10 protein-coding genes are annotated in these 12158 nt (G+C 47.7%); 4 read left to right on the top strand and 6 right to left on the bottom strand.

What is annotated here, in order from left to right; translation table 11 throughout:
- A partial coding sequence (guaB, locus tag VIM72_RS01765; RefSeq protein ID WP_332001151.1) for an IMP dehydrogenase occupies positions 1-1158 on the bottom strand: 1158 nt, incomplete at its 3' end.
- A gap of 109 nt (positions 1159-1267) precedes the next feature.
- The gene (dprA, locus tag VIM72_RS01760; protein WP_332001150.1) at positions 1268-2377 is read right to left on the bottom strand and encodes a DNA-processing protein DprA; all 1110 of its coding nucleotides are present in this window, start codon (positions 2375-2377) and stop codon (positions 1268-1270) included.
- A 93-nt stretch (positions 2378-2470) separates the two neighbouring features.
- On the opposite strand from dprA, the gene VIM72_RS01755 reads away from it, so the two are divergent.
- Complete coding sequence (locus tag VIM72_RS01755) at positions 2471-3277, top strand: 5'-nucleotidase, lipoprotein e(P4) family (protein ID WP_332001149.1); 807 nt, start codon at positions 2471-2473, stop codon at positions 3275-3277.
- Between the two features lie 328 nt (positions 3278-3605).
- Here VIM72_RS01755 and VIM72_RS01750 read toward each other — a convergent pair whose 3' ends face one another.
- From VIM72_RS01750 to pckA, 4 genes are all read right to left on the bottom strand, one after another.
- Positions 3606-5498: an OmpA family protein gene (locus VIM72_RS01750; protein ID WP_332001148.1), complete on the bottom strand. Its 1893-nt coding sequence runs from the start codon at positions 5496-5498 to the stop codon at positions 3606-3608.
- Between the two features lie 256 nt (positions 5499-5754).
- Positions 5755-6381: a 7-carboxy-7-deazaguanine synthase QueE gene (locus tag VIM72_RS01745; RefSeq protein ID WP_332001147.1), complete on the bottom strand. Its 627-nt coding sequence runs from the start codon at positions 6379-6381 to the stop codon at positions 5755-5757.
- Positions 6382-6452: 71 nt separating this feature from the next.
- Entirely contained in the window at positions 6453-7340 is an 888-nt protein-coding gene (gene folD, locus VIM72_RS01740; protein WP_142683706.1) for a bifunctional methylenetetrahydrofolate dehydrogenase/methenyltetrahydrofolate cyclohydrolase FolD, read from the bottom strand.
- 258 nt (positions 7341-7598) lie between these two features.
- Positions 7599-9200: a phosphoenolpyruvate carboxykinase (ATP) gene (gene pckA / locus VIM72_RS01735; RefSeq protein WP_332001146.1), complete on the bottom strand. Its 1602-nt coding sequence runs from the start codon at positions 9198-9200 to the stop codon at positions 7599-7601.
- Positions 9201-9524: 324 nt separating this feature from the next.
- Between pckA and VIM72_RS01730 the strand changes: the two genes are divergently transcribed.
- The 3 genes from VIM72_RS01730 (at position 9525) to purS (ending at position 11976) form a co-directional block, all read left to right on the top strand.
- Complete coding sequence (locus tag VIM72_RS01730) at positions 9525-10817, top strand: aminopeptidase P N-terminal domain-containing protein (protein ID WP_332001145.1); 1293 nt, start codon at positions 9525-9527, stop codon at positions 10815-10817.
- Between the two features lie 99 nt (positions 10818-10916).
- On the top strand, positions 10917-11684 hold the full coding sequence (locus VIM72_RS01725; protein WP_332001144.1) for a CDP-alcohol phosphatidyltransferase family protein: 768 nt from the start codon (positions 10917-10919) through the stop codon (positions 11682-11684).
- A gap of 46 nt (positions 11685-11730) precedes the next feature.
- A complete protein-coding gene (gene purS / locus VIM72_RS01720; RefSeq protein WP_142683702.1) occupies positions 11731-11976 on the top strand; it encodes a phosphoribosylformylglycinamidine synthase subunit PurS in 246 nt (81 codons plus the stop codon).
- The last annotated feature ends 182 nt before the right edge of the window (positions 11977-12158 follow it).

The following is a 12158-nucleotide window of genomic DNA, read 5'->3' as shown; positions in this document are numbered from 1 at the left end:
TTTACGGCCTTCGTAGATGATAGTTTCTCCGGGGCTTTCTTCCACACCGGCGAAAATAGAACCAGCCATGATAGAGGAAGCGCCGGCGGCGATTGCCTTTACCATGTCACCGGTATAACGGATACCGCCATCGGCGATGACCGGAATACCCAGTTTCTTCAGTGCTTCAGATGCTTCCAGAATAGCGGACAACTGAGGGAAACCAGCGCCGGTTACGATACGGGTAGTACAGATAGATCCGGGTCCTACCCCTACTTTTACGGCATCAGCGCCTGCCTGTGCCAGTGCCAGCGCACCTTCTGCGGTAGCTACGTTACCTGCAATCACCTGCAGTTTCGGGAATGTTTTCTTTAATTTCTTCAGGTTGTTCAATACCGCAATGGAATGACCATGGGAGCTATCCAGGCAAACCACATCCACACCTACATTGATCAGCGCCTGTGCGCGTTCCAGCAGGTCGGCAGTGATACCTAATGCGGCGCCCACCAATAAACGGCCAAATTCGTCTTTTACTGCATTGGGATAGCTGGTCAGCTGGAGAATGTCACGGTAAGTGATCAGTCCTGCCAGTTTCCCCTGCTTATTAACAACCGGTAATTTTTCGATCTTATATTGCTGGAGGATTTTTTCTGCTTTTTTCAGGTCGGTGCCTTCCGGAGCGGTGATCAGGTTTTCGCTGGTCATCACTTCTTTTACAAGGCGCTTTTTATTTTTCTCAAACCGTAAGTCCCTGTTGGTCAGGATACCCACCAGCTTGCTGTTGTCGTCTACAATGGGAATACCGCCGATACCGTTCTCTTTCATCAGCCGCAGCGCTTCTCCGATAGTGGCATCCGCTTTCAGTGTAACGGGATCCATGATCATACCGCTTTCACTGCGTTTCACGCGCCTTACCATTTCGGCCTGCCGTTCGATGCTCATGTTTTTGTGGAGAATACCTATTCCGCCTTCCCTCGCCAGCGCAATGGCCAGTGTCGCTTCTGTAACAGTATCCATCGCTGCAGATACCATTGGTATATTCAGGCGTATGTTTTTTGTTAATTGCGTAGAGAGATTTACTTCTTTAGGCAGAACTTCAGAGTAGGCCGGTACCAGGAGCACATCATCAAATGTTAGTCCGTCAGCTACAAATTTGGGTTTAGATTTTCCCGCAGGCATGATGCAACTATTAATCAGTTAAAAAATAATTGCACGCAAATGTACACCTAATTACCCAATAAATAAAATAATCACTCCCCACCGGGCCTGGCTGCTTGTTAATAAATCATTAACAAACCAGTTCATAAAGCTGTCCTGGCAAGCTTCTGAGCACACTTTGCATCTCCAGGTTGAACACGGCAGCAGCTACCTGGCTGCCGGATAACCGGGTTTGCAGGTACAATTCCTCCAGGTGCCGTTGCGATTTTTCCCGGAAAAGCGACATGATCAGCTGTTCATCTTCGCTCAGTTCAGGGAATAACCGGGCCTGCACTGCCGGCGCCACGGCGGTTCCGGGTTTTTCCTGCCAGCCCATCAGGGCCAGTACATCCGCGGCACCGGTAAGCAGTGCCGCTTTATTTTGCCTGATCAGGTAATTACAACCTGCTGATTGAGGATCGTGCAACCTGCCGGGAATACAGAATACATCGCGGTTGTAGCCGTTGGCCAGGTCGGCAGTGATCAGCGATCCTCCCCGCATGCCGCTTTCTATTACAATGGTGGCATCGCAGATGCCGGCTACTATCCGGTTTCTCTTTGGGAAGTTTTGCCGGTCGGGCGCCGTTTGACTTGGGTAGTCTGTCAGCAACCCGCCCTGCTCCAGCATCTGTACCGCCACCTGCTTATGCGCCGGCGGATAAATCCGGTCCAGCCCGTGCGCCAGCACGCCAATGGTGGGAATCCCCGCTTTCAGGGCTGTTTTATGGGCAATAATGTCGATGCCATAGGCCAACCCGCTTACAATGGTAACCCCGGCTTCAGAAAGACCGGCCACCAGTGTTTCGCAAACGCTTCTGCCGTAAGCAGACGGGTGCCGGGTGCCTATAATATTGATCATCCGCGGGGCATTCAGCGACGCATTGCCCCTGTAATACAACATGGCGGGGTTATCATAGCAATGCAGTAACCGCTGGGGATATGCGGGGTCTGTACAGAACAACGGCTGTATCCTGTGCTTCTCCATAAACGTTATTTCCTTTTCTATCTCCGTAAAATCACGGAAATTCCGGATGGCGCCCGCTCTTATAGCTCCCACGGTTTCAATCCTTTCCAGTTCCTGCTTACGGGCATTGAAAATATTGCCGGCGCTGCCAAAATGTTCCAGCAGCTTTTTAATAGTCACATCGCCGATCAGGGGAATACGGGTTAACGCCAGTTGATACATGAGTTCCTGGGGCATAACAAACAATAATTTCCGCATAATTTACAATTTTCCCCCGTCACTTTTTCTCCCCGGCATGAATTATTTTTGCAGCTACCAACGGATTTTTTTATGAAGATGAAATGGATACTGACAGGCTTAATGGCAGCAGGATTACTGGCCTGTAAAACTACCCGGCCGTTAGCCGGAAAAAGCACGGGATCACAACTGCTTCCCGGGGGCCCTGCATGGGCTGCATTGTGGCAGCAACAGTCCGGCGAATACAAGGCGCTGTGCCTCCAGGCATACCAGCTGGCAGCCCTTCGCCTTGATCAGTATATTGCAGCTAAAGGCAGTAAACCATTGGCAGTAGTTACTGATATCGATGAAACCGTGCTCGATAACAGCCCTTACTCGGTGCACCAGGCGCTGGCCGGCAAAACATACGATGATAAAAGCTGGATGGAGTGGACCGCCAAAGCTGTGGCAGACACAGTTCCCGGCGCGCCCTCTTTTTTTAAATACGCCGCTTCCAGAGGAGTGAAAGTATTTTATATCACCAACAGGCTGGAAGCTGAAAGAGCTGTTACCCTGCAAAACCTTCAGCACTATCAGTTCCCGGATGCCGACAATGAGCACCTGTTTCTGAAAACCACTACTTCCGGTAAAGAACCGCGCCGGCAGCAGGTGTTACAACAATATGAGATTGTAATGCTGTTTGGCGATAATCTCGGCGACTTCTCCGCCACCTTTGATAAAAAACCTTTTGAAGAAAGAAATGCCGCTACCTTGCAGGCCGCACCGGATTTTGGCAGCCGGTACATTGTACTCCCCAATCCTATGTATGGCGACTGGGAAGGAGCGCTGTACAATTTCCAGTATAAGCTCAGCACGCAGCAGAAAGATTCCATACTGAAAAGCCGGTTGCGGAATTACTAGTATTGCGCGCCTTCGGCGCTTGTAAATTGTCTTGGAGCACTGATTACGCTGATTATACTGATTAGCTGGATTTTATTTTTTGGATTTTATAAAGGATTAAGCGAGATAGAAGCGGATATATCTGCGAATTTTGTCTTGGAGCACTGATTACGCTGATTATACGGATTCAATTGATTTTATAAAAAGTAAGGGGAGACAGAAGTAAAATTATTCGCTTCTATCTTCCTTAATCCTTTATAAAATCCAAAAAATAAAATCCAGCTAATCAGTATAATCAGCGTAATCAGTGCTCCAAGACAATTTACAAGCGCCGAAGGCGCTAAAGCGATCACAAACTGATAACCCGGAATACCGTCCGCCTGTTGGCAGCTCTTCCTTCTTCTGTATCATTGGTAGCAACGGGGTTGCTTTCGCCGTAACCCTTTGCAGTAAGGCGGTCTGGCGTGATGCCCTTTTCGGAAAGATAGTTGACTACTGCCTTAGCGCGGTTTTGGGAAAGCAATAGATTGTCTTTGTCGGAACCCACATTATCCGTGTATCCGGAGATCTCAATTTTTACAGCCGGGTTATCCTTTAACAGGGTTACCAGTTTGTTGAGCTCTGTTACAGATTCGGGTTTCAGGTTATACTGTTTGCTGTCGAAGAAAATATTATTCAGCACAATGCTCGCGTTAGCAGCCAGTGGTTGCAATGGAATATTTTTTTCGTAGGGTATGCCGGGGTTATGTTCTTTCAGTGAAAAATTATCAGAGTAAAAAAGATATCCTTTCCTGTTCACGTGCATGGCATAATCCTTTCCTACCGGTAATGGCGCCAGGTAATCGCCGTTTTCATTAGTGGTAACGGTGGCAATATTATACCCGCCCTGCAGATCGGTGATGTCGATATTCGCGGTTAAACGTTGATGCGTGAGGGTGTCGTACACGTAACCTTTAACATACAATGTTTGCAGGGGGCGTGCTTCAGGATAAAGTTCAAAGCTGTAAATATCCAGCGCGCCGCGGGTATCAGACCGGTCGGAGGCGAGGTAGGCGGTTTTCCCGTTTGCTTCTACTACCAGCGATGCGTCTTCATCGATGGTATTGATAGGATAACCCAGGTTGGTGGCAGGGCCCCAGCTACCATCCGGTTGCCGCCGCGAATAAAAGATATCCAGTCCGCCGTACCCGGGATGCCCGTCGGAAGCAAAGTACAGCGTTTGTCCGTCTGCGTGGATAAAAGGAGTAGTTTCCCTGCCATTGGTATTGATGTTGGGGCCCATTCTTTCCGGAACGCTCCACTGCCCGTTGGATTGGCGCCTGGTTACAAATATATCTGCACCATGATCTGGTGTTTCACGTGCAAAATAAAGTGCTTGTTTGTCGGCGCTGAGACAGGGTTGTGATTCCCAGTCGCGGGTGTTAATGGGCGATCCCATATTCTTTGGAGTGGTCCAGCCCGAAGCCGTCTTTTCCGAGTAGTAGAGATCGCAGCTGCCTTTACCTTCCGGAAATTCGCAGCCTGTGAATACCAGCATGGTACCATCTTGTGAAATGTTTTGCGCGCCTTCATTGAAAGAAGAGTTTACAGGTTCACCCATGTTTTGTGCAGCAGACCAGTGATTGTTATCCCGGTTCGTAATATAGAAATCTTCGTTGCGGCCATTTACGCGCCTGGTGAAGATCAATGTTTTACTGTCGATGGTTAATGAGGGGAAGTATTCCGGATCTTTACTGTTTACCGGGTCTCCGAGGTTTTCAGGATGGAATGGCACTGCCTGCCTGCCATTGTTCACGGCAAATTCATAGTTCATTTTCAGCTTCTCCGCATTGGCGCTTCTCGACTTTATAGACGCAATATATTGATTGATTAACTGTAACGCACCTACGAAATTTCCTGTTCCTGCCATCGCTTTTGAATAGGGCACCATTACGGGGCGCAGCCCGCTGCTGTCCAGCTGTTTTAATTTTTCAAAAGCGGCGGTGGCGGCTGCATAGTCTTTCAGCTCCACATAGCACAAGCCCAATTGCCCGTAGGCATCTGTAAAATTGGGCGCTGCTTTAATAGCTTCCTGCAGCAGCCCGATAGCGGCTTTGGTCTGGTAAGTTCTTACAGCATCAATGGCGCGGTCAAAACTGGCTTTAGCTTTTTTAGGCGCATTCTCATAGGTAACAGTCTGGGCCTGCAACAGCAGCCCGAAGCCCAGCAGGCAACTTAGTATTAACAGGGAGGTTTTCTTCATAGTATGTATTCACAATGTAATTAACGAAAATACTATGAGAAATAGTGTAAGCGGATTTTGTCTTGGAACACTGATTACGCTGATTATAATGATTAGTTTGATTTTATTTATAAAAAAGGGAGATAAAAGCGGATATATACCCTCTTATCTCCCTTATTAAATTATTACTTTAAAAAAATTAAAGGTAAAAATCAATTGAATCAGTATAATCAGCGTAATCAGTGTTCCAAGACAAAATTCGCATCGCCGAAGGCGATCAAGGAACGTTGATATACTTGTGGATCTGCAACGACATGGTCCATTCCGGATGATCCTTGATATACTCAGTGATCAGTGGCGTCATTTCGGCGCTGCGTTCCCATTCGGGCTGCAGGTACAGCTTGCAGTGCTTGCCGGCTAAAGCGGCATATTTTTCCGCCCAGGCAAAATCCGTTTTGTTGAAGATCACCACTTTTAGCTCGTGCGCGGCTTTGCATATTTCCGGCAGGGGCGCCTTGAATTTTTTAGGCGATAAAGTGATCCAGTCCCATTTACCACTGAGGGGAGAAGAACCGGATGTTTCAATATGCGTGTGAAATCCCTGTTTATGCAGGGAGCGGGTAAGTGCATCGAGGTTATGCAGCAGCGGTTCGCCGCCGGTAATTACTGCAATACGGCCCGGATAAGCGGCGGCTTCGGTTACAATATCAGCAACAGCTACCTGCGGATGTTTGTCCGCATCCCAGCTGTCTTTTACATCGCACCATACACAACCTACGTCACAGCCACCCAGCCTGACGAAATAGGCTGCCCGTCCCTGGTGGTAGCCTTCTCCCTGGATGGTGTAAAAGCGCTCCATCACCGGGAGGGTATCGGTATTAATATTTATTGTTGTTACAGACATGTCTTACTTCACAAAGGTCCGGTTTTTTTTTCGTCCGGTTGTATTTAATGCTAAACCGGGTATACTGCCGGTTAGTTCATACTTCCTCTCAAACCAATAGCGGAGTGATAGGTATTTTTCAGTAACGCAGCAATGGTCATGGGACCTACGCCTCCCGGTACCGGGCTGATATAGCTGCATTTGGGCGCTACTTCATCAAACTTCACATCACCCTTCAGGCGGAAACCGCTTTTTTTGCTGGCATCTTCCACACGGTTAATGCCTACGTCTACAATCACAGCGCCTTCTTTTACCATATCGGCAGTTACAAAATCCGGCCGGCCTATAGCGGCAATGATAATATCCGCCTGGCGGCAGATTTCAGCCAGGTTATGTGTCTGTGAATGCGTAAGCGTAACGGTACAGTTACCGGGGTTGGTATTGCGGCTCAGCAAAATGCTCATAGGCGTACCTACAATATGGCTGCGGCCTATTACTACGGCATGTTTTCCTTTGGTAGGAATGTTATAATGCTCCAGCATCAGCATAATACCATAAGGAGTAGCCGGAATAAACGCAGGCAGTCCGCTTACCATCTTACCTACGTTCATGGGATGAAAACCATCCACATCCTTGCTCGGATCAATGGTGTTGATCACCAGTTCTTCGTTGATATGTTTGGGTAACGGCAATTGTACCAGGATACCATCCACATCCGGGTTCTCATTCAGCAGAATGATCTGGTCCAGCAGATGCTTTTCAGAGATCTGTGCATCAAAACGCAGGAGGGTGGAATTGTAACCGCATTCTGCACATGATTTTACTTTGGATGCTACGTAGGTTTCACTTGCCGGATTATTACCTACCAATATGGCTGCCAGGTGAGGGACCTTTTTCCCAGCTGCCTTCAATTCAGCCACCTGTGCGGCTAATTGGGCTTTTATAGCCTCAGAAACGAGTTTACCGTCTAAAATTTGCATGTGCAAAGGTAAGAAAAAGCTGTATGTAATCAGCTATGTAATCTGCTTTTTGGGGAGGTACCGTCGGCAGGATGCTGGTGAAGGGAAGAAAATATTTCCGAAGATCCAGCAAAACAAGCCCCTGTAAAGGAACTTGTTTTGCTCAGGCATTGCGCCCGTCAGGAACTTTCGAGTGGTTCAGTGGAAATTATAAGGCAAAACTAAATATAAATCTTCCTGCTGATATACGCAATGGAAGAGCCGGATCACAGTACGTTATTAAATTTTTGGCGCCGCATCCAGGATTTCCGGTGCTGATGCGCCTGCATATTTTTCAAAATTGCGGATGAACTGACCTGCGAGGTCCTTTACCTGCCTGTCGTACGCCGCTTTATCCTCCCAGGTATTGCGTGGGTCCAGTATATCGGACGGAACGCCTTCGCAATGATCGGGGATAGCAAAGCCGAATACAGGATGCGGGTGAAACGTTGCCTTGTCAAGGCTGCCATTCAGTGCAGCAGTGATCATGGCGCGGGTATACGACAACTTCATCCGGCTGCCGGTGCCATAAGCGCCGCCGGTCCAACCGGTGTTGATCAGCCATACATTAACGTCGTATTTGCGCATTCTCTCACCCAGCATTGCTGCATATTGCGCAGGATGCAATGGCATGAAAGGTGCCCCAAAACAAGCGCTGAAAGTAGATTTGGGCTCGGTGATACCAGCTTCGGTACCTGCTACTTTTGCCGTATAACCGGAAATAAACTGGTACATGGCCTGCCCCGGCGATAGCCTGGATACAGGCGGTAATACGCCATAGGCATCGCAGGTAAGGAAGAATATGTTTTTAGGAATGCCGCCTATAGCAGGTTCCAGCGCATTTTCGATATAATGCAGCGGGTAGGATACACGGGTGTTTTCCGTGATCGAACAATCTGTATAATTCACCGTATGGGTACCGGGGAAGAAGCCGATATTTTCCAGCAGGGCGCCTTCACGCACGGCATGAAATATCTGGGGTTCTTTTTCTTCGGAAAGATCAATACACTTTGCATAACAACCACCTTCAAAATTGAATACGCCGGTAGCTGTCCATCCATGCTCGTCGTCTCCTATCAGCTTACGTGCAGGATCTGCGCTCAGCGTGGTTTTGCCGGTGCCGCTCAAGCCAAAGAAAATAGCGGTGTCGCCATCTTCGCCCATGTTGGCAGAGCAATGCATGCTCAGTACATTTTTATTATGCGGGAGTTCATAATTCAGGATGGTGAAAATACCTTTCTTGATTTCCCCGGTATAGGCGCTGCCGCCTATGAGAATGATCTTTTTGGTGAAATTCACTACGGAGAAATTCTGTTGCCGGGTTCCGTCGGTGGCAGGATCTGCCAGGCAGCCGGGCGCCTGGATCACGGTCCAGTCGGTATGCATTTCATCCAGTTCCTCTTCCGAAGGACGTAAAAACATGTTGTAGGCAAACAGACCTGACCAAGGCAGTTCTGTGATCACTTTGATGTTAACCCGGTAATCCTGGTCGGCGCACGCATAGCAATCGCGTACCCACACCTCTTTCCCGCTGAAATAACGGGTGATCCTGCTATATAAACGATCAAAATATTCTTCAGAGATGGGGAGATTAAAATCGTTCCAGTTAACAGTGTCAGTTGTGATGTTGTCTTTTACAATGAATTTGTCTTTGGGGGAGCGGCCGGTATACGCCCCGGTGTTTACGGCCAATGCGCCTGTATCGGCATATACTCCTTGTTTACGGGCCACCGTTTGCTCCGCGAGTTGTTCGGGTGAAAGTTGGTAATAGACGTTCGCTACGTTCTCTATGCCAAGTCCCCGTAAGTCAGCAACAGGATTCCTTACGCTACTTATTTGCATAAAAGCAAGATTGTTTTGGTGTATAGGCAAAACTAGCGATTTTTTGATATTGTCAAATTCTATAGGTGTTATACCATTGAAATTTAGAAATTAATTATCGCTTTAGGGGTTATTGTTGCGATATCTTCAAAATGTATCTGCTTCATTGTTAGATTGTCTAACTGAAAAAGAGAGAATATACTATTAATTAGTTGTAAGGAAATATTAGTACGATTTTGTCATTTAATGTTGCAGATATTGACCGATTTGCTAATTCAGACCAATTTCATATTTCTACCTCCCGAATTTTACATAGGTTTGAACCCTCATTTGAAATTAAGCGACATGAAGAATCTGCCTTTGGATCCGCAGCTGTTTGTAAAGAACCGCCAGCGCTTTGTGGCTAAAATGCAGCCGCAATCTATAGCTATTATCAACTCCAACGATGAACTGCCCACCAATGGTGACGCCTTGTACAAGTTTAAACAGAATTCGGATCTGTATTGGCTTACAGGTATTGACCAGGAAGATACAATGGTAGTATTGTTTCCTGATAACCCGGATCCTAAGTACCGCGAAGTACTGGTACTGGTACGCCCGAACGAATTAAAAGAAAAATGGGACGGGCACCGGTTACGCAAAGACGAAGCCTATGCGGTATCCGGTATGTCTACCGTCATATGGCTCGATAGCCTGGATGCGCTTTTACAACAGTGGATCAACGATGCCGCCAACATCTACCTGAATTCCAACGAAAATAACCGCAAGGCAAACCTGGTACCGGTAAGGGATTACCGCTACGCACAGGAAATGAAGGAACGCTACCCGCTGCATAATTACCTGCGTGCAGCTGTTATTTTCAAAGAACTGCGCGCCGTAAAAACACCGGAAGAGATCAAGGTAATGCAGGAAGCAATGGATATCACGGAAAAAGCTTTCCGCCGCCTGCTGAAATTTATTAAACCAGGTGTATGGGAACATGAGATCCACGCAGAGATTTTGCATGAGTTCCTGCGCAACCGCTCTGGTGGCGAGGCTTATGGCTCTATTATCGCTTCCGGCGACCGTGCGCGCACGCTCCATTACGTTTCCAATAACCAGGAGTGTAAAGACGGGGAAGTGGTGCTGATGGATTTTGGTGCGGAATACGGTGGGTACAATGCCGACCTTACCCGCTCAGTGCCGGTAAATGGTAAGTTTTCACCGAGGCAGCGCCAGGTATATGACGCCTGCCTGCACCTGCATAACTATGCCAAATCCATTCTCCGCCCGGGTATTACTATTGCTAAATACCACGAAATGATGGGAGAGGAAGCTACAAAAGAATTCATTAAGATCGGGTTGCTTACAGAAGAACAGGTGAAAAATCAGGACCCGGAAACACCGGCCTACCGCAAATACCTGTACCATGGTATTTCCCATCACCTCGGCGTAGATGTGCACGACCTGGGTCCTTCTTTCCATCAGCCTATCCCGGTGGGCGCTGTAATGACCATCGAACCAGGTATTTATATTGAAGAAGAACAACTGGGTATCCGCATCGAAAACAATGTTTGGCTTACCGCCGAAGGTAATGTAGACCTGATGAAGAATATCCCCATCACGGCTGATGAGATTGAAGCCCTGATGGCAAAATAACAATGATGATTTTTATGATGATCCTGGTAAGCAAAGATTAAAAGACAATATTCTATCTTCGCTCACCAGGATCATCTTCAATCATCATAATCATAGTGAATGAAACAACTACCGAATATTCTTACCCTATGTAACCTCTTTTGCGGTGCGCTGGCCATTATCTGCATATTATACGCCCCGGAATACCGCGCTGAGATTAACGGCGCCGACTATACGATTATCAGCCCTGAACCGGTATACTGGGCTTCCGCCCTGGTAGTGATTGCAGGGATCTTTGATTTTTTTGATGGCATGGTTGCCCGCCTTCTCAAAGTATCCGGTCCTATGGGAAAGGAACTGGATTCGCTGGCAGATGTAGTTACGTTTGGCGTGGTGCCCGGTATGATGTTGTATCGCCTCCTGCGCAGCGCCTATTTTCAGCAACCCGATGTTTTTGACGTATCTGTCATTAACCTGGCCCCGGCCTTACTGGTGCCCTGTTTCGCCGCCTACCGCCTTGCCAAGTTCAATATCGATACCCGCCAGTCGGAAAATTTCATTGGGGTGCCTACTCCTGCAGTAGCCTTGCTGGTGGCTTCTTTCCCCATGATCGTTTTATTTAACCCGTTCAACCTGGCCCACTGGTTCCAGAATATCTGGGTGCTCTATATCACCATTGCCCTGCTATGTTACCTGATGGTGGCTGAAATCCCCATGATCAGCCTGAAATTCAAGAATAAAAGCCTGGCCGCCAACTGGCCCCGTTTCCTCCTGATCCTTCTTACCATTGTAAGCATACCGCTCCTGCAATTTGCGGCCGTTCCTTTTATATTTATTTGTTACGTAATATTATCGGTGGCAGTACCGCCGAAAATAGAAGCGGTTTAACATTCTGGATTTTTTGATGTAGGTTTGCGGCAAAATTTCTAGCACAATGACTTTTACTGCACATATCAATGTGATGCCACTGAAAGAATTATTAGATCCGCAAGGTAAAGCGGTAATGAGTGGTCTCAAGAACCTCGGCCTGGGCCAGGTACAGGATGTACGTATTGGTAAACACATTACTCTGCAAATTGAAGCCGCCAGCCAGGAAGAAGCAAGGCAGATCGCTGAGAATGCCTGCCAGAAGCTGCTGGCAAACCAGGTAATGGAATCTTTTGAAGTACAAATACAATAATTAATTGCGGATTACGGATAACGGAGCTGTGGGGAGATAACTGGAAATGTCTCCGGGCTGCATCTCCCCACACATTCGTAATTCGTAATTCGTAATTAAATTATGAAATTATATCTCGTTCCATCTCCCATCGGTAACCTCGCCGATATTACCTACCGGGCCGTAAAAGTGCTGGAAGAAGC

Source organism: Chitinophaga sp. (genome assembly GCF_036569185.1).
Taxonomy (GTDB): Bacteria; Bacteroidota; Bacteroidia; order Chitinophagales; family Chitinophagaceae; genus Chitinophaga.
This window is presented reverse-complemented; position numbering and strand designations above follow the sequence as displayed.

Bases quoted from the DNA above. Each gene is read 5' to 3' on its own strand.
- VIM72_RS01730 (WP_332001145.1), top strand. From the start codon at position 9,525: ATGAAGAATCTGCCTTTGGATCCGCAGCTGTTTGTAAAGAACCGCCAG.
- VIM72_RS01750 (WP_332001148.1), bottom strand. From the start codon at position 5,498: ATGAAGAAAACCTCCCTGTTAATACTAAGTTGCCTGCTGGGCTTCGGG.
- VIM72_RS01755 (WP_332001149.1), top strand. From the start codon at position 2,471: ATGAAGATGAAATGGATACTGACAGGCTTAATGGCAGCAGGATTACTG.
- dprA (WP_332001150.1), bottom strand. From the start codon at position 2,377: ATGCCCCAGGAACTCATGTATCAACTGGCGTTAACCCGTATTCCCCTG.
- pckA (WP_332001146.1), bottom strand. From the start codon at position 9,200: ATGCAAATAAGTAGCGTAAGGAATCCTGTTGCTGACTTACGGGGACTT.
- VIM72_RS01725 (WP_332001144.1), top strand. From the start codon at position 10,917: ATGAAACAACTACCGAATATTCTTACCCTATGTAACCTCTTTTGCGGT.
- folD (WP_142683706.1), bottom strand. From the start codon at position 7,340: ATGCAAATTTTAGACGGTAAACTCGTTTCTGAGGCTATAAAAGCCCAA.
- purS (WP_142683702.1), top strand. From the start codon at position 11,731: ATGACTTTTACTGCACATATCAATGTGATGCCACTGAAAGAATTATTA.
- VIM72_RS01745 (WP_332001147.1), bottom strand. From the start codon at position 6,381: ATGTCTGTAACAACAATAAATATTAATACCGATACCCTCCCGGTGATG.